The following is a 26,141-nucleotide window of genomic DNA, read 5'->3' as shown; positions in this document are numbered from 1 at the left end:
CATTCCGCGCCGCGAATTTCGCCCAGGCTCATGCGGTCAGGACGCATACGCAGGGCGTTCTTCACAAGGTCGCCGATGGTGATCGCGCCCTGGCCTTCAAGGTTCGGCGGACGGGTTTCGAGCGGCAGCCAGTGCGGCTGCTGCAGACGAAGTTCGGCCGCGTCTTCGATGGTCAGCACGCGCTCGCCCGGATCGATCATCTTCGACAGGGCGTTGAGCATGGTCGTCTTACCCGAGCCGGTACCGCCCGAGATGACGATGTTCATGCGGCATGCACCCGCGATCTTGAGCGCGGTGCACATCTTGTCGGACATCGAACCGAAATCGCGCAGCATGTCGAGCGTGATCGGCTTCTCGGAGAACTTACGAATCGAGATCGCGGTGCCGCGCAGCGAGAGCGGCGGCACGATGACGTTGACGCGGCTGCCGTCCTTGAGGCGGGCGTCAGCGAGTGGCGTGGTCTGGTCAACGCGGCGGCCGACCTGGTTCACGATGCGCTGCGCGATCTGGAACAGGTGGCTCTCATCGCGGAACCGGATCGGCGCGATGACCAGCTTGCCCTTCTTTTCGATGTAGGTCTGCTCGGGGCCATTGACCATGATATCGGAGATCTCAGGGTCGTTGAGCAGCTCTTCGAGCGGACCGAAGCCAAGCAGCTCGTCGATCAGCACCTTTTCGAGCGCGAACTGTTCGCGGCGGTTGAGCGTGACCTTGAGCTCGGCCAGCACTTCCATGATGATCGGGCGGAATTCTTCGGACAGCTCTTCCTTGGTCAGGGTGGCAGCTGCTTCGGGATCGACGCGTTCGAGCAGGCGCGGCAGCACCTGTTCTTTGATCTTGTGGACCGAGGCTTCGAAGCCTTCTGCCTGGTAGCCGGGTTCGTTGACCCCGTTGGCGCGGTCGGCAAGCCGTGTCAGCGCATCGGACTTGTTGTTGGCACCGGTATCGGCGGCATCCATGTTCGGCAGCGGCGGGAACTGTTCGCCCCCCATCGGCACCGGAATAGGTGCTGCCGAACCTTCGCCCGACTTCATCGGACGCGCCACGCCGAACGACGGGCGCATCGCAGTGCTGCCCCCGCTGACTCCGGACTTGCGGCCAAATGCGCTCATGCAGATTTCCCTGTTCTCGTAACGGATGGTTTGCACCGACAATGGTCAGCACGATCTTCCGATGCGTGGTGAATACCGCCGAAACCTTCAGGATTTCCTAAACACATCCCGATTTCGCACAGGTAGGCGGGACATGACCGGGGGGCCGTGCCTGTCATAGCGGTACATACTCCGGAAAACCCGGCCTTGCGGCGTCCGGCCACGGCACATCCCAGCACTTGGCGGGTTCCCGAATCGGCACAATCGCGGGGTGTTCGGGGCGGATTGCCTTGATCACGCGTTCATAGGGCGCGATGTAGGTGGGGTAACCGGCCGGCACGACGCCGTAGTAGCCGCAGCGCACTTCCGGCGCGCGGGGGAGCAGCACGGCGCGCGCGGTCTCGCCAATGGGCACGACAAGGCCGATGAGGAACAGGCAGATCGCGATACGGCGCGCGGCTTGTCCGTCCTTGTCGAGCGCCGCCGGGGCCGAGCGCAGAACGCCGGCCATGACGATCGCGAGGAACGCGAGCGAGGGGATCGAGACGCGCATCATGAAGTCGATCTTCTCGCCAACGCGTCCGAACGGGAGGACAAGCAGCAGGGCGACACTGAGCAGCACGGTCATCCGGTCGAGGCTCCACGAGCCGCGGGCGAGCCACAGCACGCACAGGAACGGCACCACCTCAACGAGGTAGAACAGCACGTAGACTTCCGCAGCGTAGTGTGAGGCACCGGTCGAGACGCCGCCGAGACCGCTGGCTAGATAAAGCAGCGAGGGCAGGGCGAGCAGGACAGAGACGGCCGGGAGCGCGATCTCTGCAAGGCCGATGCGGCGCGCCAGCAGCTCCATCATCGAGGCGGCGATCACGAAGGGCACGATGCCGAGCCCGCCCAGCGGCGACATCAACGCGAGCGGTGGCACGAGGCAGAGCAGCGCGGCAAGCGGAACCTTGCCGGCCCGCCAGCCGAGATAGAAGGCCGCGCCCAGCCATCCGGCCAACGCATGCTGCGGAACCCAGAACGCGAGGGTTAGCACGGCGGTGTATTGGAGCTCGTCCCACTGTTCGAGGTGGACAAGCACGCTGCCGCCATAGAGCCGCTGCCCGATAACATCGAGACCGCTTGAGCCGAGCACCAACAGCAAGGTGAGCCAGGGCCGTGAGATACCAGCAAAGACCGGCGCGGCGAGCGCGACCAGCATGGTCAGCAGCGCGGCATCCTGCACCAGCAGGGCAAGCTGCGCGCCTTCAGTGCCAACGAGCTTTCCGACGAGCGCGGGGACGAGGTAGATGCCGACCGGGCAGCGCAGCATCGTCAGCCCGCTGGCAGTATCATAGACCCAGGGCCAAGGGTGCGTCACCAGATCGTTGAGGACGGCGTAGCGGACCTGCCAATCGGTGTTGGCATAGAAGAAGCGGCCTTCACCCCCGAGGATGAACAGCACGAGCGCGCCCGCAAACAGGGCCGCGAATGTGCGCGGCTGCACCGCCGCGCCCGGGGCCCAGCCGCGCAGCCTCCATAATGCGGCACACAACGCGAGCGATAGCAGGCTCGCCGCCGCAATAAGCAGCGGCGCAAAGCCGAGCATGGCAAGCAGCAGGACCTGATCGAACAGCAGGAAGCCGAGGAGGCCGAGCGCCAAAGTGCGCGTTTCCAGCAGGACGCTGTGCGCGCGGATCAGCGGGGCAGGTGCCTCGGCACCGGAAACGGGCAAGGGTGGCTTCAGCATCCCTGCTAGGATACGCAGCACCCCTCAAGGTATGGTTAACGCGAGGGTTGCTCGCTCAGCTTCCGACGAGGTGATACTGCGCGCCGAGCGGCAGCCAGCCGAGAAAGCGTTCCAGCGGGCGCAGCATTGCCAGCGCAGGCGGGAAGAAGAGACAGAAGCGGCGATCAGCGCGCTCGAAGCCGCCAGCGCGGAGCCGTCGGCGCATCTCGGTCGCGCCGATGAGCACAGCATCGCGGTCAAATTCGCAGCGGGCGACGGCAAGGCGGGTGAGCGGATTGAGCGGATTGTGCTCGAACAGCACGAGCACGCCGTCCGGCCGCAGCACGCGCCGCAACTCCCTTAGCAACGCGACATGGTGTTCGGCGGGAATGTGGTGAAATACGCAGGCGATGAACACGCAGTCGAGGCTGGCGTCGGGAAGCGGCACCTTGAGGCCGTCATAGGCCAGCGTGCGTACCTTCGAGATTGCCTGCGCATCGACGAGATCAAGGCTGGCACGCGAGACGTCGAGGGCAATGATCTCGGCCTCGGGGAAAGCGTCATGGATGGGGGCAAGCGCGTTGCCGATCCCTGCGCCGAAATCCATGATGACGCGCGGGGACCGGCCCTTCTCGCGCCAGAGCTGCTGGACGTACTCGATCTTGTAGCGGGCGAAGTAATCGAGCGCGTCTTCGGAAACGCCGGTCGATTGTGCGTGCTGCGCGCGGTAATCCTGCGCGACACGGTCGAACTCGGCCTCGGTGCCAAGCGGAAGGGTTTCACCCATGGCTGCGTTCCCGGCCGCTTTCGCGAAGCTGGTGGACAGCATGGCCCCGCGCGGCGCGGACCCCGTGCACTTCCTCGATGATGTAGAGCGGTCGGCGCTTGGCTTCCATGTACATGCGGCCGAGGTACTCGCCCATGATCCCGAGGATCATCAACTGCGTCGAGCCGAGCACGAGGATGATCGCGAGCGTCGAAGTCCAGCCGCTGATCGCGTAGCCCATGACCCAGGCGCCCAGTACGTAGGCCAGCATAAGCATGGCGCCGAGCCCGGCGCAGACCCCCATCCACGAGGCTATGCGCAAGGGAGCGACCGAGAAGCTGGTGATCGCATCGATCGCGAAAGAGATCATCTTGTGGAGCGGATACTTTGTCTCGCCGGCAAAGCGCGCGTCGCGGTCGTAGGGCAGGGCAACCTGCTTGAAACCGACCCAGCTGACCATGCCGCGCACGAAACGGTAGCGCTCGGGCATGGCCTGTAGAACATTGAGCACACGGCGCGTCATCAGGCGGAAATCGCCGGTATCACGCGGGATATCGACATCGACCATGCGGTCGAGCAGGCGGTAAAAGACCGCTGCGGTAACGCGCTTGAACGCGGTCTCGCCACTGCGCTTGCGGCGCTGGCCGTAGACGACATCGTTGCCGGCGCGGATCAGTTCGAGCATCGGACCAATGAGCTCGGGAGGATCCTGCAGATCGGCGTCGAGAATGAAAATGAGCTCGCCCACCGCCTGCGCGAGGCCGGCGGTCAGCGCAAGCTGGTGGCCGTGATTGCGCGCGAGATTGACGCAAAGGACGCGCGGATCGGCGTCCGAGAGCGCGACCATTCCGGCCCAGGTGGCATCGCGCGAGCCGTCGTTGACGAGCACGATCTCGAAATCCTGGGCGAAATGGGGCTCGATCGCAGCGACGAGCCGCCGATGCAGTTCGTGCAGGCCATCGGCCTCATTGTAGCAGGGCACGACGACAGATAGCGCAGGCGCCGCCGCCCCGGGCAGCGCGGTCGCGGTATCCCGCGCGGGCTGATCCACCATCACAACGCCTCCTGCAATGCACAGATCCTTACGCAAAGCTTGGTGAACAACACGTAAAGAAGCCTTAACGGGACTGCGGTGCAACTCCATGGCACCGATAATGCAACATGACCAGTATCGAGGGTTGCACCCCGGCAGAACAACCGCAATGAGGCACCCCACAGGAGGGGCAATTGCGCAATCGGACTAGGGACGGACTGCTGCTGGCCCTTGGCGGTTTTGCGCTGCTTTCGACCGGCGACACACTGGTCAAATCGATGGCCGGGCTCTGGCCGGGGCCGGCCATTGCGGCGCTGCGCTACATAATTGGCACCATCGGCCTTGGCGCGATCCTTCTGCTGCGTGAAGGGTGGGCTGGCTTTCGCATGGACCGCCCGGGCTGGCACGCGGCGCGCGGCTTCGGCGTGGCGTTCTCGGCCACCACGTTCTTCACCGCCGTCCAGATCATGCCGATTGCCGAGGCAACCGCGATTTCCTTCACCAGCCCCATGGTGACGGCGCTACTCGCCGCCGCGCTGATCGGCGAGCCGATGCGGCGCGAGACATGGATCGCCAGCCTCGTCGCCTTTGCCGGCGTGCTCATCGTGCTGCGGCCCAATTTTGCCGCGATCGGCCCGGCGGCAGTGTTGCCGCTGTTTGCCGCCTTTGGCATGGCGCTGCTGATCATCGGTAATCGGGCCGTGCTCGGGCGTGGTTCCGCGCTTGCCATGCAGGTCAATGTTGCGATCTTTGCGACACTGTTCCTGCTCCTGTTCACCGCGATCGGTCATTTCAGCGGGATTGCCTTGCTGCATGTCGGCACGCCGCCCTGGAGTGTCATTGGCAAGAGCGCGATGATCGCCGTGACAGGCAGCAGCGCACACGCGCTCATCTATCTGGCAACCTCGCGGATTGGCGCAGGCACTGTGGCGCCGATGACATATTTCCAGCTTCTCATGGCCGGGTTCTATGGCTGGCTGCTCTTCCATGAGCATCCGGATACGACCGCGCAGTTCGGTGCGGCGGTCATCATCGGTGCAGGGCTCTACCTCTGGCGCGCTGGTCAGATGAAAGATGAACCTCAGGGCACCGAATAGCCATGACGCATTCGTGCTGGCTTTGCGAGCGCCCGCTGGGCCGCAGAGTGGAGTGGCATCACCCGGTTCCGAAAAGCCGGGGCGGGCGAGAGAAGGTTGCGCTCCATCCGATCTGCCACCGCACGCTGCACGCGCAGTTCAGCAATGGTGAATTGGCACGGATCGGGGCTGATCCGGAGCGGCTGCGAGCCGATCCGGTGATCGCGAAGTTCGTCACCTGGGTGGCAAGCAAGCCGCCCGACTTTCATGCACCGACGGCCAAACGGCGTTAGAGCAGATCGAGCAGCGGCTTGAGGCTGTCGAGCAGCACCGCAGGCCGGTCGCGCTCGGGAAGCTCGGCGCTCTTGGCCATGATCCCGGTCGCCATGCCGACCGATAGTGCGCCGACGGCATTGGCCATGCGCATTTCGAGCGCGGGATCATCGCCGACGACGACCATCTGCTTTGCCGCACTGCGCGGCAGGCCCATCAGCAGGCGCGCGGTATCGAACGCGACCCGCGAGGGTTTGCCAAGGATGCGCGGCCGCTTGCCGGTCATCGCCGTCAGCATCGCGTTGATCGGATAGCTCGCCCCGATGGCGCGGCCATTGGCGGTGGCGAAGAACGGAACATTGCTCGCGGTGAGCAGTTTCGCGCCCTTCCACAGCGAATCGCAGGCGGCTTCCAAGGCGGGGAAGTCGAACTCGCGAAACCATCCGGTATAGACTGCCTCGACGCCGTCAGCCTCGTCGGAAGGCCCGACAACGTCGAGCCCGGCATCATCAAGCGGCGCCCGGCAGCCGGGGTTGCCGAGCACGCGCACTTTGCCGATTCCGGTGCGCTTCAGCCAGTCGGCCGTTGACGAGGAGGGCGTGAGCATCTGCCCGTCTTCGACCGGAAACCCTGCCTTGCGAAGCGAGGCGGCATAGGCTGCAGGGGGCTTGGCCGTGCCATTGGTGAACACAACATAGGGCGTGCCGCGCGCTTTCAGCGCTTCCAGCAACGCGACAGCATGGGGCAAGGCATTGTGCCCGCCGCTCTGCGCGTCACCCAGCGCAATCGTGCCGTCCATATCGAAGATGAAGCCGGCGGCGTCTTTCAGCCGTGCGGCCAATTCAGGGATAATGCTCAAAGACCGGCTCCGGCGTGAAGGGCAAGGCGGAACGAACCGCGCTCGATGACAAGGTCGCGCGCGCTGGGCTTGGCCGCGAGCTTGCGGAGGAGCGCGATCACCGGAGCGGCTTCGGGCGTGTAGGTTGCGCGCGAGGGGCCCGCCGCCAGCATCGCATCGACCTGTTCGGGCGGCATCACCGCGCGCAGGAGGAATTCCTCGTCGGGCATGGCGTGGCCGAACTGGCGCCTGAGATCGCCGAGCGCGGGGAAGGTGGGTTCGTTTTCCAGTTCGCGCGCGCGCGGGCGATCCATGATCGCGGCGAGCACGCTCTTGTCGATGGGCGAGGTAGGCTTGCCGAACTTGCCGAGGCAGTAGCGGATGACCTGATCGGAGACCTGCGCGTAGCGTCGTTCGCCGATTACGTTGAACAGCGCCTGGCTCATGACCATCTGCGGGAAGGGCGTGACCATGATCGGATAGCCAAGCTCGGCGCGGACCTGCTCGGTCTCCGCGATCACCGCAGGCAAGCGGTCCGACAGGCCGAGTTCGGAAAGCTGGCGCGCGGTCGTGGTCATCACGCCGCCCGCGATCTGATGGCGCAGGAAGCTCGCGTCGAAGTTCTGCGGCTGACCGAAGGGCAGGTTTTCGGCAAGCGCCAGCCGATTCCAGTAGGAGGTCAGCTTCGCCAACGCCGCGCGGTCGATCTCGACTGTGTGGCCGGCCTCGTCGAGATTGGCGAGCATGCGGTTCGCTTCAGGAAGCGAGGAGCCGTCACCTGCCGCGCCGATGCCGACATGGATTGCCGAAATCCCGAGCTTGGCGGCTTCGAGGCTCGACAGCATCCCCTGGCCGATCGTGGTGTGCGCGTGAATCTCCAGCGGGCGATTGCCGATCGCGGCCTTGACCGCGGGCACCAGCGTGCGCACCCGGTCCAGCGACAGGAGCCCCGAGGGGTCCTTGATATAGAACAGGTCGATATCCGAGCTCTGCCCGACGGCGCGCGCGAAATCGGCGTAGAACTGGTCGGTGTGGAATTCGGAGAGGGTGAAGGTGAGGGCACACATCACCTCGGCGCTGCCCTCTTCCTTGACGAGGCGTGCCGCCTCGATCACCGCAGGCACCTCGTGCATCGGATCGAGCAGCACGAAGCGGCCGACGCCGTTCACCTGCAGTGCGCGGTAGACGAGCCGCATGAACTCCGGGTCTGCTTGCTGCCAAGCAATGAAACGCAGGCCGGTGGTGATGAACTGAAGCGGCGTGGTCGGCATCGCGGCTGCCATGCGCCGCAGCCGCTCCCATGGGTTGTTCTGGAAGTAGCGCACCGCGACGGCCATGTGGCTCGAGGAGGTGAAGTCGATCGCGCGGAACCCGCAGGCCTCGGTAAGCGCCGCAGCCTGGAGCATGTGCGCGGTGTTGAGCCCGGTGGCACCCCACAGGCTCTGGTTGCCATCGCGCATGGTCACGTCGACCAGTTTCAAGGTCGTCATTGGGCCAGTCCTGTCAGAAATCCGGTGTCGACCCCGCCAGCCGCAAAGCGCGGATCGGCGGCAATGCGGGCGTGGAGCCCGGCGGTGGTCGGCACGCCTTCGATGCGGATGCGCGCCAGCGCCGCTTGCAGCCTGGCAACGGCCTCCTCGCGGCTCGCGCCGTGGACGATCAGTTTGCCGAGGAGGGAATCATAGAATGGGGGCACTTCGCCGCCCGCCGCGATATGCGTGTCGATGCGGACGCCAGGACCGGCGGGCCAAGCAGCACGGGTGATCCGGCCCGGTGCAGGACGGAAATCGGCCTCGGGATCTTCGGCGTTGATACGCACTTCGATGGCGTGGCCGAACGGGCGCACCATCGCCTGTGTAAGCGTGAGGGGCTTGCCGGACGCGACCAGCAGTTGCTGTTCGACGAGATCGACCCCGGTGATCGCCTCGGTCACCGGATGCTCGACCTGGATGCGCGCGTTGAGCTCAAGGAAATAGTATGAGAAGTCGGTCGCATCGACGAGGAATTCCGCCGTACCCGCGCCGCGATAGCCGATGTGGCGGGCAAGCCGGACCGCCGCTTCCTCGATTCCGGCACGGGCAGCTTCGGGCATGGCGGGGGCAGGGGCCTCCTCGACGAGCTTCTGGAAGCGGCGCTGGATCGAGCAATCGCGCGTGCCGAGATGGATGGCGCGGGTGCCATCGCCGAGGAGTTGCACTTCGACGTGGCGGCCCCTCGCAACGAACCGTTCGACATAGACGGCGCTGTTGCCGAACGCCGCTTGCGCTTCGGCCTGCGCCATATCAAGCGCGGTATCGAGAACCTCTGCGCGGTCGACCCGCCGCATGCCCTTGCCGCCGCCACCAGCGACGGCCTTGAGCAGCAGCGGATAGCCCGTTTCAGCTGCGCGGGTGTGGACGGCTTCGCGGGTTGTAGCTTCTCCGCCGGGGAGGACGGGCAGGCCCGCTTCGAGCGCCAGCGCGCGGGCGGCGAGTTTGTCGCCCATGCCTTCCAGGGTCGAGATGTCAGGGCCGACAAAGCGGATGCCCGCTTGCGCAACGGCCTTGGCGAAGGTCGCGTTCTCGGACAGGAAGCCATATCCTGGATGGACTGCATCGCAATCTGCCGAGACCATTGCCGCGACGACCTTGTCTATCGCGAGGTAGCTTTGCGAGGATGGCCCGGGGCCGAGAAGAACCGTCTCGTCCGCCATAAGCGCGGGCAGCGACGCCGCATCGGCGCTGGAGACGCCGAGCACCGTTGTGATCCCCATGGCTTTTGCGGTGCGGATCACGCGCAGAGCAATTTCGCCGCGATTGGCTATGAACAGTCGGCGGATCATGTGTGTCTGCCTCTGCGCTCAGGCGAGCCGGATGAGGGGCTGGCCCTTGGCGACCATGGTGGCGTTGGGGACGATCACTTCGGCAACCCGCCCCGCGCGTCCGGCATGCACGGGGTTCATCAGCTTCATCGTCTCGACGATGCCGACGACCGTTTCCGGCCCGACCTGATCGCCGACTGCAACGAATGGCGGGGCACCGGGCTGCGGCGCATGATAGAACGTGCCGGGGAGCGGGGCCGAAATGGCGTCGGGATCGGCGGCCTGCTCGGCTTCAGCAGCGGCCGCCTCAGGGGCGCTTCCGGCCCATTGCCATTCCTGGGTCAGTCCGGTTTCCGAACCATCGCCGCGCGCGAGGTGCAGGCGGAAACGGCGGGTGGAGAGGTCGAGTTCGCGGTAAGGCGATGCCTCGATGATTGCTGCGATCTCGGCGATGTCCTCGGCTGTCAGGGGCAGGTCCTCGTTCATGCGCGGGCTGCCAGCAAGTCGCGCGCGGCGGCGATGATGGCGTCGGAGAACGCGGTATCATTGAAGTGCGCGTCGACCGCAGTGACCGGCACTTCTGCGGGCATGACCTGCCGCAGGTATTCGGCAAAGGGCGGCGGCACGCTCGGGTCCATCAGGTGCCCTGCCGGGCTGTCGTGGTTGGAGAAGCCGTGAAGCGGGGTGAATACGCGGACCGGACCCTTGGCGTCGCGCACATTGGCGGCGAGGTGGTCGGCAAGCTTCTTGAGGTCCTCGAACGTCGTGCGCACGGCGGTCAGCTGCGGGTTGTGCTCGTGATAGCGCCGGCCGGGAAACTGCGCGCGCGAGGCTTCGATCGGGCCGCCAATGATGAAGTCCGCATTGCCCGGCGCGAGGATCGTCGGGATGCCCTTGAGCAGCGCCGCGCGGCCCCGGTCGGGCCCGGTATCGGCGAGGCCGCCGAAGATATGGTCGATGATCTCGGTCTGCGAGAGATCGAGGACCAGCGCGACATCCTTGCCAGCCGCGAGCCCGTCGAGCGTCGGCCCGCCCGCGCCCGAGGAGTGGAACACCATAACCTCGCAGCCATCGGCCTCCAGCGCCTCGCGGATGCGCTTGACGCTCGCCTCGGTGGTGCCGAGCGTGGTGATCAGGACAAGCGGCTTTTCCGCTGCGGCCTTGGGATCATAGCCCTTTGCCATGCCCGCAACAGCATTGGCAGCATTGCGGAACACGTCCCGGCTGATCGAATTGAGCCCGGAAATGTCAGTCACCGCGTTCATCATCGCGATGTCCTGCACGCCCATGTACGGCTTGGTGAACCCGGAGGCCATCGTCGAGACGATCATGCGCGGCAAGCCGTAAGGAAAGCTCTGCATGAGCGCGCCGGCCAGCGCCGAGCCCATCGAACCGCCAACCGCGAGAATGCCGGAGATCGGGTCCCTGGCGTTCCAGGCGTGGGCGGCCGCAATGGCGCCGCGGATCATCGCGTCCTGGCACTTGCCTTCGTGGCCCAGCGCGCGGACCTCCTCGATGGTCATTCCTGCTGCTGCGGCGACATCCTCGGGCGAAATTTCCGCGCCGCCCACGGTGCGCCGCACGCTGGGATCGAGGTGGACGACGCGCACGCCTGCCGCTTCCAGAACGCCGCGAACGAAGCGTGCTTCTTCTTCCTTGGTATCCTGCGTCACGATGAGCATGACGCTCGGGCCTGTGGACGTAAGTGTGGTCTCTGCCATGGCTATCCCTCGTCTCCCTGTCCCGAGAGTGCGACATCGCGGTTGACTTTGCACCACGGTATGCGAAGTGCGCGTTGCATAAGGTGAAACACGCTGACGGGCCTGGCGGCGCCGGACAGCGCACGAAGCACCGGGAAGAGACGATGCTGGAACGCAAGGTCAAGACTGTACGCGCGCTGGAGCGCGGGCTCGACGTGCTGCTGGAAGTGCAAGCGCGCCGCGCGGTGAGCCTGCATGAACTCCATCAGGCACTGAAGCTTCCCAAGGCCACCTTGCTGCGAATGCTGCTTACGCTCGGGCGCAAGGGCCTTGTCTGGCAGCGCCTTGCCGATGGCGCTTATCTGCCGCATCTGGGCGCTGCTGCGCGCGGCACGGGAAGCGCCGTCGAGCACATCGCCGAGATTGCCTCGCCCTATATGAAGGCGCTCTCGACGAAGGTGGCCTGGCCTTCGGTACTGGGCGTTCCTCGGCTCGATCACATGGAGATCCTGGAGACGAACAGCCCGCTGTTCCGGCTCGATTCCGCCATTCTCGGACCCGTAGGGGTCAAACTTTCCTACATCCACACCGCAACCGGCCGTGCCTATCTCTCTGCTTGCGACGAACAGGAGCGCGACGCGATCATCGCGCGCCTGCGTCCAAAGGATGCCGCGCCCGGCAGCGAGGACGACCTGCGCGCGATCCTCAAGGAAACGCGTGAACGCGGCTATGCCTTGCGCGAACCGCTGCACCCCTGGCCTGACCGCTCGAAACAACTGGTGCTGCGCGACGGACGCCGCTCGATGGCAGTTCCGATCGTGGCAGGCGGCGCGCCGATCGCGACGATCAACCTCACCTGGCCGGCCAAGCGCGGTACGGACGAAGGGGTGATGCACCGCCACCTCGATGCGTTGCACCAGACGGCGCAGGCGATCGGCCAAGCGGTTGCCGCTCAATCTGCGGGTATAGCCTCTCCAGGAAATCCCGCCTGATCCGGCACTTGACCGCCGCCTTGCGCCACAATTGCACCAGGTGAAATCTGTTTGTCTTGCTGATTAAATCAGCGGCTGCCTGTGCGACTATCCCGTCAAGAAAAGAGGGAGGCACATGGGATGCGGCAGTGGGTAATCCGGGCAGGCGCTGCGTCGCTGGACGACATGGTGCTGCGCGATGTGCCCGAGCCTCAAGCAGGCCCCGGCGAAGTGGTGGTGCACGTGCGCGCCTGCTCGCTCAACTTCCGCGATCAAATCATTCCGCAGGGCCTCTACATGGGCGGTACCGTGGCCGTGGATACCGTGCCGCTGTCCGATGGCGCGGGCGAGGTCGTGGCGGTGGGCGCGGGCGTCACTTCGGTGAAACCGGGTGACCGCGTTGCGGGAACCTTCTTCCAGAACTGGATCGATGGCCCGCCGAACCCGGGGGCCGGCCCTGCGCTGGGCGCGCCGCCGGCAGCCGGTATGCTGCAAGACCTTGTTGTGCTGCCCGAACACGGCGTCGTACCGCTGGCCGCAAGCCTATCGTTCGAGGAAGCCGCCTGCCTGCCCTGCGCCGGCGTGACCGCGTGGAACGCGCTGATGGAAGGACCGCACCCGGTCCGCGCCGGGGAAAGCGTGCTTGTGCTCGGCACTGGCGGCGTCTCGCTCCTCGCGCTGCAGATCGCCAAGGCAGCGGGCGCGCAGGTCATCGCAACCAGCTCGTCGCATGAAAAGCTCGCCCGCGTGGCAGCACTTGGGGCCGACAAGACCATCAACTACCGCGAAGTGCCGGCCTGGGGCGTTGCGGCAGCCGATCTCTCGGGTGGCGGGGTCGATCATGTCGTCGAAGTCGGCGGCGCCGGCACGCTCAAGCAGAGCATCACAGCGGTCGGCTTTGGCGGCGAGATCGCACTAATCGGCGTGCTGACCCGCGAGGGTGATACCAATCCGCACCCGCTGATGTTCAAGGGCGGTTCGATCCGCGGCATCTTCGTGGGTTCGCGCGGAATGGCGAGCCGCCTCAATGCCTTCATCGATGCGCACGGGATCAAGCCTGTCATCGACCGGACGTTCGGGATGGAACAGGCGCTTGATGCCTATCGCTACCAGTCTTCGAGCGCGTTGTTCGGCAAGGTCGTGATCACGCTTTGATGGCCGGTCCGGGAGGCTCGCGCAAAAACAGCCCAGTCGGACAAGCGGCGGGCGCAAGGGAAGGGAACTACGCGGGATGGTGCAGGCACTGGGCTTTGGACAGCGCATCGGGGGCGTGGTGCAGACCGCGTTCGTCGTGGCTGATATCCATGCCGCAATCTCCCACTTCCAGCGCGACTGCGGGGCAGGGCCCTTTTTCCTGCTCGACCACTTTCTGGGCGAGGGACAGGTCTATCGCGGCGAACCGTCGCAGGCTGATGTAGCCATTGCAATGGGCTTTGCCGGGCACATGCAGATCGAACTGATCCAGCCGCTGGATGAGCACCCTTCCGTGTACCGCGAAACCATCGCGGCGCGCGGTCATGGCTTCCACCACTTCGGCATTGCCTTCACCGATGTCGATGCCGCGCTGCCGGACTATCTCGCGCGGGGGCACTCGCTGGCGTTCCGTGCGCCCGTGCCGACGGGCGGCTCGGTCTCCTATCTCGAAAGCGCCGATCCCGCAGCGCCGGGCTTTCTCGAGTTGATCCCCGCCACCGAGGGCATGAATACGCTGTTCACCGCGCAGTGGCAGGCAGCGCAGGACTGGGATGGCAAGACCGATCCCGTGAGGCCCTTCCTGTGAGCGGCGCGCACCTTTCGTCCAGCGTGGACGCCTCGCAGCGAAGCAGTGGTCGCTATCAGGCCTGGGTTGTCGGACTGCTCAGCCTCAATTTCGGGATCCTGTTCTTCGACCGCAACGCGCTCAACTTCCTGATGCCCTATGTGCAGCCAGACCTGCACTTGTCGAACACGCAGGTGGGCATGTTCAGCTCGGCGCTGTCGCTCACCTGGGCGCTGTCCGGCCTCGCGGTAGGGCGCATTTCTGACAAGCTCGGCTCACGCAAACCGGTGGTGGTCGTCGCGACCATCGCCTTCTGCCTGTGCTCGTTTGCCTCGGGCCTTGCCTCCTCGTTCTTCATGCTGCTGGGCGCGCGCCTCCTCATGGGTGCGGCGGAAGGCGGCGTCATGCCCGTCAGCCACTCGATGATCGTCAGCGAAGTCGCCCCCGAGCGGCGCGGCATGGCGATGGGCGTCGCGCAGAACCTCGGCTCGAACCTGCTCGGTTCGGGTCTTGCGCCGTTGCTGCTGGTGCCGGTCGCCGCTGCCTATGGCTGGCGCGAGGGGTTCTATCTGGCTGCTGCGCCAGGCCTTATCACCGCGGTCCTGATCTGGTTCACCTTGCGCGAGCCGCCAGCCGAAGTGCACGATGCAGCTCAGCCCAAGGTGCCGCTGAGCGAAGCCTTCCGCCACCGCAATGTCGTGCTCTGCGCGGTCATCTCGGTTCTCCTCGTTTCCTATCTTGTGGTGTGCTGGGCGTTCATGCCGCTCTATCTCACCAAAGTTCGCGGCTTCGCGCCCGAGACAATGGGATGGCTGATGGCAACGCTGGGCCTCTCCGCAGGTCTCGGCAGCTTCGTGGTGCCGGCTATCTCGGATGCGATCGGCCGGCGCCCGGTGATGATCGGCTTCGCGTTCCTTGGCGTGATCCTGCCGCTGGGCGGGCTCTACTACACGGGCTCGACCTGGCTGCTTGCGGCAATCTTCTTCTTCGGGTGGGGGCTCAACGGCCTGTTCCCGATGTTCATGGCAACGATCCCATCGGAATCGGTCGATCCGCGCCTGACGGCAACTTTGACCGGCGTCGTCATGGGCACCGGTGAAGTGCTTGGCGGGGTGCTCAGTCCGTTCCTCGCGGGCGCGCTTGCCGATGTCTACGGCCTCTCCGCCGCGCTCTGGCTGATGCTCGCGCTGTGCATCCTCGCCGGGATCTGCGCGCTCGGCCTCGTCGAATCCGCTCCACGTGTAGTGGCCCGCCGCGAGCTCGCCCCCGCCTGATCCTCACTGCAACAAGGACCTCCGCCATGACCGCAGTGCAAAAGTTCGCCACCGAAGGGATCGCTCCGCCAGAGCGCCTCGCGTTCTGGAACGCGCTGGTCGACCGCGTTTACAGCGGCACGTACGTCAAGAGTGCCACCGAAGACTTTACCGGCGAGATGTGGACCTGGCAGGTCGGCGATCTTGCGATGATCCGCCCGCGCTCGACCGCCTCATTCGTGGGCCGCGATCCGAGCTACACGGCGGAGGAGCGGCTGATCCTGCATCTGCAGTGCCGAGGTTCCAGCCTCCACCGCCAGAGCAGGACCGAAACCGCGCTCGGCACAGGGGATTTCGTGATCGCCTCGCCGCATGAGGCCTATGCCATCGATCTTGCCGCGCATGAACTGCTCGTGGTTGAATTTCCCCGCGCGCCGCTGGCCGAGCGTTTCGCAGGTCTCGACGATGCCCTGCGCCAGCGGATGAGCGGCGCGACACCGGGCGCGCGGGTGTTCCACGATTTCCTCCTTTCGCTCTGGCGGCAGAGCCAGCAGGGCTTTTCCGATCCCGACTGGCAGGACGGCGTGAGCCAGGTTTTTTACGATCTTGTCGCGCTGGCGCTGCGCGGCGCTGCGCGGCCCGATGCCGCTGTGCCCGCCGCCGACAGCGCGCTGCGCCGCCGCGTGCTCGCCATGGTCGAGGCCCAGCTGGCCGATCCGGGGTTGCGCACGCTGGGGCTGGCCGCAGCGTGCGGCGCATCGGTCCGCACGATCCAGAACCTGTTTGCCGCAATGGGCACAACGCCCAGCGCTTACATTCTCGAACGCCGCCTCGCACGCGCGGCCGAACGGCTTGGCGCCGCGCCGGACGCGAGCATTACCGAGATCGCATTCGAGCTCGGTTTCAACGACAGCGCGTACTTCGCGCGGGCGTTCCGCCAGCGCTTCGGTGTTTCACCACGTGAATGGCGACGGAAATAGAGGGGGCTTGCGCTTCAGTCCTGATCCGCTGCGCTCCAGTCCAAGCGGATGCGTCCGAAACGGCTTATGAATTCGAATGCGCATGTTCGGCAACCAGAGGGCGAGACGGCCAGCTGGGGAACCGGGCAGTGACAATTCCAGAGGGAGAGCAACATGAGACGAACAACGGTATCGCTTGCCGTGCTCGCCGCCGCCATGGCCGCACCGGCTTTCGCGCAGAGTGCACCGCAAGCCCAGACCGAAGCCGCACCCGAGGGCGGCATCGCCGAAATCGTCGTGACCGCGCAGAAGCGCTCGGAAAACGTGCAGGACGTGCCGATCGCAATCTCGGCCTTTACGGCGGACACGCTGCAAGAGCGCTCGGTGACGAGCGTTGCGGCGCTTTCTAACATCGCCCCCAACGTGACGCTTGACGCCGGCACGCCGTTCTCGGGTTCGACTGCCGTGCTTTCGGCCTATATCCGCGGCATTGGCGCCAACGACTTCGCGTTCAACATCGATCCGGGCGTGGGCATCTATCTCGACGGCGTGTACCTCGCGCGCTCGGTCGGTGCGAACCAGGACCTGCCAGACGTCGAGCGTATCGAAGTGCTCAAGGGCCCGCAGGGCACCCTGTTTGGCCGAAACACCATCGGCGGCGCGATCTCGATCGTCACGCACGATCCGGGCAAGGAATTCCGCTTCGTCGGTGATGTCACCGTCGGCCGCTTCAGCCTCGTGCAGACGCGCGGCACGGTCGACCTGCCGATCACCGACGGGCTCGGTGCCTCGGTCAGCTTCTCGACCAAGAACCGCACCGGCTACCTCAAGCGCATCGCGTTTCCGGGTGCGGGCAATTTCGCCTCGACCAACATCCAGAACTACAAGGCCGCCGGTTACAACAACATCGGTCTCGGGACCGAAGGCGGCGACAACAACTGGAACCTGCGCGGCAAGCTGAAGTTCGACCGGGGCGCGTTCACCGCGACGCTTTCGGCCGACTACACCAATGTCGACCAGAGCCAGATCGCCAACACGCTGATCACGACGACCCCAGCGGTCTTCGCCGGCACCTACAACTGCGCGATTGCGGCTTCGAGCACCGATTGCGGTGGCGGCCCGCCCGCATTCGCCTATATCGGCGGGATCGGCGGCCTCAATTCGATCTTCGACAACCCGACTGTTTACGGCGTGAACGTTGATGCCGATCCGCGCAACAACCGGCTGCCCTATGACAACCGCTTCGTTACCGGTGACATCGACACGAGCTATGCCAACGGCAACAACTACTCGAAGCTGAAGTCGTACGGCGGCTCGCTGACGATGGCCTACGATCTCTCGGACACCGTGACGCTGAAGTCGATCACCGGCTACCGTGAGCTGCACTGGAACGTGGGTACCGACCTCGACGGGTCACCGCTCAACTTCCTGCACACCAGCTTCACCACCGAACAGTGGCAGTTCAGCCAGGAGCTCCAGCTCCTCGGCAATGCCATGGACAAGAAGCTGAACTACGTGCTGGGCGCCTACTACTTCAAGGAAGCGGGCAATCTGCACGACTACGTGACCTTCGCCGAGGGCCTGCTGCAAGTCGATGGTCCGAACGATCTGGCGACCAAGAACTACGCGTTCTTCGGTCAGGTCGACTACAAGTTCAGCGACATGTTCGGCATCACCGTCGGTGGCCGCTACACGCATGAGGACAAGGAGTTCGAGGGCTTCCAGTCGGATGCCAACGGCCTCACCTACAAGATCCTCAACTTCCTCGCCGGGATTGGAGCCGGCCCGCCAGCCTGCGCCAACATCAACCCGATCAGCGATGATTGCCGTGTTGCTGCCGGGTTCCCGAACGCAGGCCAGCCACTGCGCTATTACGTTGCGGGCACGCAGAACAAGAAGTTCAACAACTTCGCGCCGAAGGTTGGCGTGCAGTTCCACCCCAACGACGACGTGATGGTCTATGCCAGCTGGTCGAAGGGCTACAAGACCGGTGGCTGGACCACCCGTCTTTCCAACCCGCTGCCCTATGCGCCTGGATTCGGCGAGGAAAAGGCCACGACCTATGAACTGGGGGTCAAGTCGACCCTGATCGACCGCCGCCTCCAGATCAACGCGGCCGTCTTCCAGACCGACTACAAGGGCATCCAGCTGAACTTCCAGCAGGGCGTCTCGCCGACCATTCAGAACGCGGGCGATGCCAAGATCAAGGGCTTCGAGGTTGAATTGACGGCGGCGCCGGTCGATGGCCTCACCATCAACGCGTCGATCGGCCACCTCGATGCCAAGTACACATCGGTCCTCGGGCCCGCGCAGGTTGCGGCCAACCCGTTCCAGGCCGGCGTGTTCCCGGGCGCCGATCTGCCCAAGACGCCGAAGTGGAAGTTCAACATCTCGCCGCGCTACGAGACCAAGTTCCAGAACGGTGGCCGACTGATCTTCATCGCCGACTACACGCACTCGTCGTCGCTGTGGAACGATACCGAACGCGCATACCTGCTGCAGCGTCCCGGCGTGGACATCCTCAACGGCTCGATCACCTACAAGGAACCGGGCGATCATTGGGACCTGACCATCGGCGGGACCAACCTGACCGATACGCGCTATCTCGTGACCGGTCAGGCACAGATTGCCGGCGGCCAGATCTACGGCACCTACAGCCGTCCGCGTGAGTGGTACGCCAAGCTCGGGCTGCGGTTCTGAGCCAAGCATGACCGGGGGCGGGCGCTGCAAGGTGTCCGCCCTTCCTGCAAAAGGAGACAGAAATGCCTGAAACCGCCCATTCCGAATTCTGGAAAGGCATCAAGCCGGTCGAGAAAGTGTTCCGGGAAGGCGGCCTTCCCGAAGTCTACCTCTCGAAGATCGCCGAAGGCGACGAACGGTATTGGGTGCCGATCAGCGAGACTGTAAGCTCCAAGCCCGTCTGGATCAGCCCCTCCAAGAACATGTGGGCCGACGTGCTCATGTCGAAATCGGCGGGCCTCGTGAACCGCCACTATCACCCGCATCCGATCTGGGCCTACACGATCAGCGGCAAGTGGGCCTACCTCGAGCATGAATGGACGGCGACTGCGGGCGATTTCGTTTACGAGACGCCGGGCGAGAGCCATACGCTCGTCTGCTACGAACACGAAGACCCGATGAAAGTGTTCTTCGTCGTCTCCGGCCCGCTGATGTGGCTGGATGATGAGGGCAACACGACCGGTCACTTCGATGTATTTGACTACATCAAGAACGCGCGCGAGCATTACGACCGGGTCGGCATCGGTGCCGACTATGTCGATACGCTAATCCGCTAAGAGGAGCGCTTCTCATGAATGCCATGACTGCACCGCCGTCGAGCAAGAAGGAAATCGTCGATGTCGGTTTCGCCCACCGCGACCTCGTCGCCCGGTTGAGCCCCGGCGGGCGCTATATCGATGCGCAGACCGACGTCGACAGCCCCTGGGTTCCCTTCGGCGACAATGCCGCGATCAAGCACCTTGCCTTTGATGTGCGGCAGGGCATTTTCTCCAACATCCTCTGGGTCAAGAGCCCCGGCACGATCGGGACACACCTGCATCGCGGCACGATCGTGATGGTCTGCCTCGAGGGAAGCGTGCGTTATCTGGAGTATGACTGGGTCGCCTCGCCCGGCGGGCTGATCCTTGAAGTGCCCGGCGAGAGCCACACGCTGGTGACCGAGCACCCGGAAGGCGTGAAGCTGTTCGGGTGGATGCAGGGCCCGATCGAATTCTTCGACGAGAACGGCAAGTACGTCGATACCTCGGACGTCTGGTGGTTCATCAACCACTACGAGACCTATTGCCGGGAAAACGACATTCCCATCAACCCCAAGCTCTACCTCTAAAGGGAGCGCCAGATGGCCACCATGACCGCCCCGCCGTCCGGGGCCTACAAGATCGTCGATGTGCCCGAGCTTTACGGCGCGCTCATCAAGTCCAAGGGCGTCGAAGGCACCTACGTCGGCGCTTCGGAAGCCGAGAGCCCGTGGGTTCCTTTCGGCGATAACGCCGCGATCCGCCACCTCGCCTTCGACGTGCGCGATAACGTCTACGTCAACATCCTTTGGATCAAGGGTCCGGGCGTCATCGGCACGCACAAGCATCGAGGCCGGGTCTGGGCGATTGGGCTCGAAGGCTCGTTCCGCTACCTCGAGTACGATTGGGTGTGCAAGCCAGGCGAGTTCATCACCGAGACGCCGGGCACAGCGCACACGCTCGTCACCGATGATCCGAACGGCATGAAGGCGCTGTTCCACATGCAGGGCGCCAACGAGTTCTTCGACGAGCACGGCAACCACGTCGAAACGCTCGATGTGTGGTGGTTCATGAACCACTATGAGACCTATTGCCGCGAGCACAACATCCCGATCAACAAGCAGCTCTATCTCTGAGGAGAGGCTGACATGAACGCTGCAGGGGTTCCCAAACTCGGTCCGGAGCCAGTCGGCACGTACTTGCGCAATTGCTGGTACGTCGCAGGCTGGGCTGCTGATCTTGGCGACGCTCCGCAGCAGCGCGTCTTCCTCGAAGAACCCGTGGCGCTGTTCCGCGATGCAGACGGCAAGGCCAATGCCGTCTCCGGCCGCTGCCCGCACCGCTGGGCGCCTCTGGGGCAGGGCAAGGTGGTGGAGGGTGCGCTCATGTGCCCCTACCACGGCCTGCGCTTTGATGGCACGGGCGCCTGTGTCCACAATCCGCATCCCGGCGGCCAGCTCCCCGAAAACAGGCTGCAAGTTTATCCGCTGGTCGAACGCCATGCCCTGCTGTGGATCTGGATGGGCGATGCGGAGCAGGCCGATCCTGCTTTGATCCCCGATTTCAGCTGGCTGTCCGATCCCCGGTGGGAAGCGGTGCGCGGCGCGACTGTGGCCGAGGGGCATTACGAACTTTACAGCGACAACATCCTCGATCTCAGTCACGCCAACTTCGTGCACCCGGCGCTGGTCGCGGCCGCCTTCACCGAAGGCGAGCGCAAGTTCTGGCAGGACGGCGAGACGGTCCACTCGGAATACGTCCGGCTCGACGACTACCTTTCCGAAGGCATCGGCGGGATGCTGGGGCGGATCGGGGTGAAGCAGGATTTCTATGGCTGGGTCGTCTGGCACGCCCCCGCCGTGCTTTACTTCGATTTCCGTGCCGGACCTCCGGACACGCCGCGAGAGGAGTGCACGCTGCTTCCATCGCTGCACGCCTTCACGCCCGAAACACCCGATACCACGCACTATTTCTGGGCGACCGCACGGGATTTTGCGCTGGGTGATGCCGAGTTCACTGCCGGCATGCGCGCAGCGCTCGAATTCGCCTTCGAGCAGGAAGACATGCCGCTGATCCGCGACAGCCACCGCCTGATGCGCGGGTCTGATTTCTGGGATCTGCGCCCGGTGATCCTGAACGGCGACGGCGGCGGCGTGCGCGCGCGGCGGATGCTCCAGCGCCTGATAGACCGCGAACGACAACCGCAAGCGGCCGAATAAGGCCGCGGCGGAAGGAGAGGACAACAACGACAATGGCAATTCTTGACCGCTTTGACATCAAGGGGCGAACTGCGCTCGTTACCGGTGCAGCCTCGGGCATCGGCCTTGCCTATGCCGAAGCCATGGCAGAAGCAGGCGCCGCTGTTTCCCTCACCGACATTGATGGTGAAGGCGCCGAGCGCGAAGCCGCCCGCTTGCGCGATGCCGGTTACGAAGCTCGCGCCGACCAACTCGATGTGTCGGACAGCGATGCCGTCGCCGCTGCCTTCGATGCGCACGCCAAGGCCTACGGCGGGCTCGATATCGCCTTTGCCAACGCCGGGATCGATACTGGCGCCGGTTTCTGGAACCCCGCCGGGCACCGCAATCCCGACGGTCAGGTCGATACCTATGACCCCAAGCGATGGGACAAGTCGATCTCGATCAATCTCTCGGGCGTGTTCTACACCGTGAGCAATGCCGTGCGGATCATGAAGCAGGCCGGCCGCGCCAATGGCCGCAGCGGCGGATCGATCATCTGCACCGCGTCCAACGCAGGTCTTGTGACGGAGCCCATCGTCGGCTTGCCCTACATGCCCGCGAAAGCTGGTGTGCTCCACATGGTCCGCGCGCTGGGCCTTGAACTCGCCGAGTTCCGCATCCGCATCAACGCGATCGCGCCGGGGCCCTTTGTCACCAATATCGGCGGGGGCTGGCTCAAGAAGGACCCCGTCGCGCGCAAGGCGTGGGATGCCATCGTGCCGCTGGGGTCGGTGGCGGAGACTGACCAGCTCAAACCGCTCGCGCTGCTGCTCGCCTCAGATGCTTCGGACTACATGACTGGCAGCCATATCGTCATCGACGGCGGCATGATGCTGGGGAAATACCAATGAAGCGCGCGCTGGTTCTCGCAGCGGGCATCGCGCTGGCCGGAACGGCACAGGCCGCGCAGAAACTGGGCGAAGTGCAGGCACAGCGCAGCCCCGAACAGGTCTATGCGGCAGTCTGCGGCTATTGCCACGGCAAGAACGTCGGCCCGGTGATCCGGGGAAGGGGCCTACCGGCGGAAACCGTCGCCTACATGGTCCGCCACGGCCAGAACGCCATGCCCGCATTCCGTCCCACCGAAATCACGCCCGCCGAGCTCAAGGCCCTGGCCGCCTGGGTCCAGTCCAGCACTGCCGACCCCAAGGAGCACGGCCAATGACCGTCAATCTCGATCGCCGCTCGCTGCTTGGCGCGGGCGCCGCTTCGGCCGCCGCCGTGGGCCTCGGCACCGGTGCCAAGGCGAAAGCCGTCCTCGCGCCCGGCCTGAAGAAGGCCGATTTCAAGAGCGCCGTCGCCGCCATGCGCAAGGTCGTCGGCGATGATTGGGTCTTTGCCGATCCCGAAGCCGTGGCGCCGTGGAAGAAATCGTACACGCCCGATCCCTATGGCAAGCACGTCCCCGTCGGCGCGGTCTGCCCGGAGACCGTGGAGCAGGTCCAGGCGATCGTGAAGATCGCCAACGAGTTCCGGCAGCCGATCTGGCCGGTCTCCACCGGCAAGAACATGGGCTACGGCATGACGACCACTGCCATGCCGGGGCAGATGATCCTCGATCTGAAGCGGATGAACCGCATCATCTCGGTCGATCCCGAGCTGTGCACGGCGCTGGTCGAGCCTGGCGTGACCTATCGCCAGCTCAAGGACTATCTGGTCGAGAACAACCTGCCTTTGTGGATCGACGTGCCTACCGTCGGCCCCATCGCCAGCCCGGTTGGCAACACGCTCGACCGCGGCGTCGGCTACACGCCTTATGGCGAGCACTTCATGGTTCAGTGCGGCATGGAAGTCGTCCTCGCGGATGGTGAAATTTTGCGCACAGGCATGGGCTCGACGAAGAATCCTTCCGCCTGGCAGGCGTTCAAGTGGGGCTACGGGCCCTATCTCGACGGCCTGTTTACCCAGTCGAACTTCGGCGTGGTGACCAAGATGGGCATGTGGCTGATGCCCGCACCGCCGGTCTACAAGCCCTTCGTCATCCGCCACAAAAAGATGGAAGACGTCGCCCGCATCGTCGAGGCGATGCGCCCGCTGCGCATTGCCAATATCGTGCCCAACGTTGTGCTGATGATGGGCGGGGCATACCAGCTCGCCATGTTCAAGCGCCGCGGCGAGGTTTGGGACGGCGCTGGCCCGATTACCGACGAAGCGGTTGCCAAGGCGGCGCAGGCCAACAACCTCGGCATGTGGAACACCTACATCGCGCTTTACGGCACGGAAGGGATGATCGCCGAGAGCGAGAAGATCATCCGCGCCGCCTTCGCCGCGATCGATGGCGAGGTCCTCACCGAAGCCGAGATGGGCGACAACTCGTGGTTCCACCACCACGCCACTCTCATGCAGGGCGGCCTCAACCTTGACGAAATCGGCCTCGCGCGCTGGCGTGGGAACGGAGGCGGGCTTGCCTGGTTCGCGCCCGTTGCCCCCGCCAAGGGCAGCGAGACCCAGGGTCAGGTCGAACTTGCCAAGCAGATCCTGGGCAAGCACGGCTTCGATTATACCGCCGCCTTCGCCATCGGCAGCCGCGAACTGCACCACATCATCGCGCTGCTTTACGACAAGTCGGACCCGGCAGAAGAAAAGCGCGCCGACGATTGTTACCGCGAACTGGTGACGGGTTTCGGCGAGCGCGGTTGGGCAAGCTACCGCACCGGCGTTCATGCGATGGACCTTGTTGCGCAGCAATTTGGCACCGTGAACCGCGCCTTCAACGCGAAGCTCAAGGACGCTCTCGACCCCAACCATATCCTCGCCCCCGGCAAATCAGGGATCGCATGATGATCAGGAAAACCCTTCTGGCGCTCGCCGCCGTGCTGCTTTCCACCACAGCACACGCGCAGGAAAAGCCGCTCACGGTCGAAACCCTGCGCACCAGCGGCGGCTCGCTCTTCGCGAACATCGCGCTGATCAAAGGCGATAAGGACGCCGTGCTGGTAGACGCGCCGTTCACCCGCGCCGATGCCCACCGTGTCGTCGCGATGGTGCTTGATAGCGGCAAGCACCTCACCACGATCTTCATCACGCACGACCATCCCGATCACTTCTTCGCGATGGAAGTGCTGCAGGATGCTTTCCCGGATGCGAAGATCGTTGCGCATCCGGTGGTCGCCGCCGATATCTGGCGCTCGCTGCCCTTCAAGGTGAAGCGCTGGTATCCGGTGTTGGGCGTCAATTCGCCGCGCCATCCCACCGCGCCCGCCGCGATGGAAGGCGATACGATCATGCTCGAGGGCAAGGAACTCAAGGTCCTTGGGCCGGTGCAGGGCGATCACGTCCACGCCACGGCGCTCTGGGCGCCTTCGATCAAGGCGCTTTTCCCGGGCGACCTCGTCTACAACCAGATGTTCCTGTGGATGGGCGAGCATGATGCCGCGGCTATCGCCGCCTGGGGCAAGGCGAATGACGGGTTCATTGCCCTGAAGCCCGAAATTGTTGTCGCCGGACACGACAAGCCAGGCACGCCGAACGATGCTTCGGGCCTTGAGTTCACGCGTCGCTATATTGCTGAATGGCCGAAGCTGGTCGCCGCGTCGAAAGACAGCGCCGATCTGGCCGCGCGGGTGAAGAAGGCATTTCCGGATGCGGTGGACGTGCTGGGCGATTTCCTGCTCGGCAATTCCTCGCGCGTCGCCAAGGGGGAGCAGGCGGCATGGACGGAATGACGTTCGCGGACAAAGCGGTCCTCGTCACCGGCGGAGCCACAGGCATCGGCCGCGCCGCTTGTGTCGCTTTTGCCAGCAAGGGTGCCAAGGTGATCATCGGCGATATCGATTCGCGCGCCGAGGAAACGGTCGCGATCATCAAGCAGGCCGGCGGCGAGGCTTCGTTCCAGCATGCCAACGTCACCGATGCCGCCGCGATGGACGCCCTCGTCGCGGCCTGCATCCAGCGCTATGGCCGGATGGATGCGGCCTTCAACAACGCCGGAGTCCTACCGCCTCAGCGCCCGATCCACGAAGTGACCGTGGAGGAAATGAACCTCGCCATCGACGTTGATTTCAAGGGCGTGTTCTTTGCGATGCAGGCCGAAATCCGCCATTTCCTGAAAGTCGGCGGCGGGGCCATCGTCAACACGGCATCGGTCGGCGCGCTGATCGCGGACCCGAACATGAGCGTCTATTGCGCCATGAAGCACGCCGTTTCGGGCCTGACCAAGGCGGCGGCGGTGGAGTATGCGCAAGCGAACATCCGCGTGAACGCCATCGCCCCCGGCTTTGTCGTCACCCCGATGACGCAGCATTGGGCCGACGACCCGAACTTTCGTGCAGCCTTCTTCGCCGGAAATGTGAGCGGACGCGCCGCACAGCCCGAGGAGATCGCCGGTACGGTGTTGCACCTCTGCTCTGATGCAGCGAGCTTCATCAATGGCGCTACCATCGCCATCGATGGCGGCCAAACCGCGCATTAAGCC

Annotated in this window: 26 protein-coding genes; 17 read left to right on the top strand and 9 right to left on the bottom strand. The window is 64.7% G+C overall.

Annotated elements, in window-relative coordinates; translation table 11 throughout:
• From Q0082_RS09835 to Q0082_RS09820, 4 genes are all read right to left on the bottom strand, one after another.
• Positions 1-1,112, bottom strand: a 1,112-nt coding sequence (locus Q0082_RS09835) for an ATPase, T2SS/T4P/T4SS family (RefSeq protein WP_298192008.1), incomplete at its 3' end; no start/stop codon positions are given.
• Positions 1,113-1,266: 154 nt separating this feature from the next.
• Complete coding sequence (locus tag Q0082_RS09830) at positions 1,267-2,823, bottom strand: hypothetical protein (RefSeq protein WP_298192006.1); 1,557 nt, start codon at positions 2,821-2,823, stop codon at positions 1,267-1,269.
• 55 nt (positions 2,824-2,878) lie between these two features.
• Positions 2,879-3,589: a class I SAM-dependent methyltransferase gene (locus tag Q0082_RS09825; RefSeq protein WP_298192004.1), complete on the bottom strand. Its 711-nt coding sequence runs from the start codon at positions 3,587-3,589 to the stop codon at positions 2,879-2,881.
• Positions 3,582-4,622, bottom strand: a complete 1,041-nt coding sequence (locus Q0082_RS09820) for a glycosyltransferase family 2 protein (RefSeq protein WP_298192003.1) — start codon at positions 4,620-4,622, stop codon at positions 3,582-3,584. Before Q0082_RS09820 ends, Q0082_RS09825 begins: the two co-directional genes overlap by 8 nt.
• A 173-nt stretch (positions 4,623-4,795) precedes the next feature.
• Between Q0082_RS09820 and Q0082_RS09815 the strand changes: the two genes are divergently transcribed.
• Positions 4,796-5,698 (top strand): DMT family transporter, encoded by a 903-nt coding sequence (locus Q0082_RS09815; RefSeq protein WP_298192001.1) that lies wholly within the window; start codon positions 4,796-4,798, stop codon positions 5,696-5,698.
• 2 nt (positions 5,699-5,700) lie between these two features.
• Positions 5,701-5,970 (top strand): HNH endonuclease, encoded by a 270-nt coding sequence (locus Q0082_RS09810; RefSeq protein WP_298191999.1) that lies wholly within the window; start codon positions 5,701-5,703, stop codon positions 5,968-5,970.
• Here the strand turns inward: Q0082_RS09810 and Q0082_RS09805 are convergent.
• Genes Q0082_RS09805 through Q0082_RS09785 form a run of 5 tightly spaced genes read right to left on the bottom strand, consistent with a single transcriptional unit; the run spans position 5,967 to position 11,309 of the window.
• Complete coding sequence (locus tag Q0082_RS09805; protein WP_298191997.1) at positions 5,967-6,809, bottom strand: HAD hydrolase-like protein; 843 nt, start codon at positions 6,807-6,809, stop codon at positions 5,967-5,969. The genes Q0082_RS09810 and Q0082_RS09805 overlap by 4 nt on opposite strands.
• Positions 6,806-8,278, bottom strand: coding sequence for a biotin carboxyl carrier protein (locus Q0082_RS09800; RefSeq protein WP_298191995.1), 1,473 nt, complete (start codon positions 8,276-8,278; stop codon positions 6,806-6,808). Before Q0082_RS09800 ends, Q0082_RS09805 begins: the two co-directional genes overlap by 4 nt.
• Entirely contained in the window at positions 8,275-9,609 is a 1,335-nt protein-coding gene (locus tag Q0082_RS09795; protein WP_298191993.1) for a biotin carboxylase N-terminal domain-containing protein, read from the bottom strand. Before Q0082_RS09795 ends, Q0082_RS09800 begins: the two co-directional genes overlap by 4 nt.
• A gap of 18 nt (positions 9,610-9,627) precedes the next feature.
• Positions 9,628-10,074: a biotin/lipoyl-containing protein gene (locus tag Q0082_RS09790; RefSeq protein WP_298191992.1), complete on the bottom strand. Its 447-nt coding sequence runs from the start codon at positions 10,072-10,074 to the stop codon at positions 9,628-9,630.
• Positions 10,071-11,309, bottom strand: coding sequence for a Tm-1-like ATP-binding domain-containing protein (locus tag Q0082_RS09785; protein ID WP_298191990.1), 1,239 nt, complete (start codon positions 11,307-11,309; stop codon positions 10,071-10,073). The genes Q0082_RS09790 and Q0082_RS09785 overlap by 4 nt, the downstream gene beginning before the upstream one ends.
• Positions 11,310-11,452: 143 nt before the next feature.
• Between Q0082_RS09785 and Q0082_RS09780 the strand changes: the two genes are divergently transcribed.
• The 15 genes from Q0082_RS09780 to Q0082_RS09710 all read left to right on the top strand — a co-directional run bounded on the left by Q0082_RS09780 (position 11,453) and on the right by Q0082_RS09710 (position 26,138).
• On the top strand, positions 11,453-12,280 hold the full coding sequence (locus Q0082_RS09780) for an IclR family transcriptional regulator C-terminal domain-containing protein (protein ID WP_298191988.1): 828 nt from the start codon (positions 11,453-11,455) through the stop codon (positions 12,278-12,280).
• Positions 12,281-12,400: 120 nt separating this feature from the next.
• A complete protein-coding gene (locus tag Q0082_RS09775; RefSeq protein ID WP_298191986.1) occupies positions 12,401-13,414 on the top strand; it encodes an NAD(P)-dependent alcohol dehydrogenase in 1,014 nt (337 codons plus the stop codon).
• 76 nt (positions 13,415-13,490) lie between these two features.
• Positions 13,491-14,039: a VOC family protein gene (locus tag Q0082_RS09770; RefSeq protein ID WP_298191985.1), complete on the top strand. Its 549-nt coding sequence runs from the start codon at positions 13,491-13,493 to the stop codon at positions 14,037-14,039.
• Positions 14,036-15,292: an MFS transporter gene (locus Q0082_RS09765; RefSeq protein WP_298191983.1), complete on the top strand. Its 1,257-nt coding sequence runs from the start codon at positions 14,036-14,038 to the stop codon at positions 15,290-15,292. The genes Q0082_RS09770 and Q0082_RS09765 overlap by 4 nt, the downstream gene beginning before the upstream one ends.
• Before the next feature lie 26 nt (positions 15,293-15,318).
• Positions 15,319-16,251, top strand: coding sequence for a helix-turn-helix domain-containing protein (locus tag Q0082_RS09760; RefSeq protein ID WP_298191981.1), 933 nt, complete (start codon positions 15,319-15,321; stop codon positions 16,249-16,251).
• A 153-nt stretch (positions 16,252-16,404) separates the two neighbouring features.
• Entirely contained in the window at positions 16,405-18,930 is a 2,526-nt protein-coding gene (locus tag Q0082_RS09755; RefSeq protein ID WP_298191980.1) for a TonB-dependent receptor, read from the top strand.
• Positions 18,931-18,992: 62 nt separating this feature from the next.
• Positions 18,993-19,526, top strand: a complete 534-nt coding sequence (locus Q0082_RS09750) for a 2,4'-dihydroxyacetophenone dioxygenase family protein (protein WP_298191978.1) — start codon at positions 18,993-18,995, stop codon at positions 19,524-19,526.
• A gap of 14 nt (positions 19,527-19,540) precedes the next feature.
• Complete coding sequence (locus Q0082_RS09745) at positions 19,541-20,077, top strand: 2,4'-dihydroxyacetophenone dioxygenase family protein (protein WP_292941928.1); 537 nt, start codon at positions 19,541-19,543, stop codon at positions 20,075-20,077.
• Between the two features lie 12 nt (positions 20,078-20,089).
• Positions 20,090-20,623: a 2,4'-dihydroxyacetophenone dioxygenase family protein gene (locus Q0082_RS09740; RefSeq protein WP_292941926.1), complete on the top strand. Its 534-nt coding sequence runs from the start codon at positions 20,090-20,092 to the stop codon at positions 20,621-20,623.
• Between the two features lie 12 nt (positions 20,624-20,635).
• Positions 20,636-21,706, top strand: a complete 1,071-nt coding sequence (locus Q0082_RS09735) for an aromatic ring-hydroxylating dioxygenase subunit alpha (RefSeq protein ID WP_298191974.1) — start codon at positions 20,636-20,638, stop codon at positions 21,704-21,706.
• Between the two features lie 32 nt (positions 21,707-21,738).
• A complete protein-coding gene (locus Q0082_RS09730; protein ID WP_298191971.1) occupies positions 21,739-22,578 on the top strand; it encodes an SDR family oxidoreductase in 840 nt (279 codons plus the stop codon).
• Positions 22,575-22,892, top strand: coding sequence for a cytochrome c (locus tag Q0082_RS09725; RefSeq protein ID WP_298191969.1), 318 nt, complete (start codon positions 22,575-22,577; stop codon positions 22,890-22,892). The genes Q0082_RS09730 and Q0082_RS09725 overlap by 4 nt, the downstream gene beginning before the upstream one ends.
• On the top strand, positions 22,889-24,508 hold the full coding sequence (locus Q0082_RS09720) for an FAD-binding oxidoreductase (protein WP_298191967.1): 1,620 nt from the start codon (positions 22,889-22,891) through the stop codon (positions 24,506-24,508). The genes Q0082_RS09725 and Q0082_RS09720 overlap by 4 nt, the downstream gene beginning before the upstream one ends.
• Positions 24,505-25,392: an MBL fold metallo-hydrolase gene (locus Q0082_RS09715; RefSeq protein WP_298191966.1), complete on the top strand. Its 888-nt coding sequence runs from the start codon at positions 24,505-24,507 to the stop codon at positions 25,390-25,392. Before Q0082_RS09720 ends, Q0082_RS09715 begins: the two co-directional genes overlap by 4 nt.
• Positions 25,380-26,138, top strand: a complete 759-nt coding sequence (locus Q0082_RS09710; RefSeq protein WP_298191965.1) for a glucose 1-dehydrogenase — start codon at positions 25,380-25,382, stop codon at positions 26,136-26,138. The genes Q0082_RS09715 and Q0082_RS09710 overlap by 13 nt, the downstream gene beginning before the upstream one ends.
• Positions 26,139-26,141 lie beyond the last annotated feature (3 nt).

Source organism: Novosphingobium sp. (assembly GCF_027489515.1).
Taxonomy (GTDB): Bacteria; Pseudomonadota; Alphaproteobacteria; order Sphingomonadales; family Sphingomonadaceae; genus Novosphingobium.
Note: the sequence above shows the minus strand (reverse complement) of the source record. Positions and strands in the feature narration are given on the sequence as shown.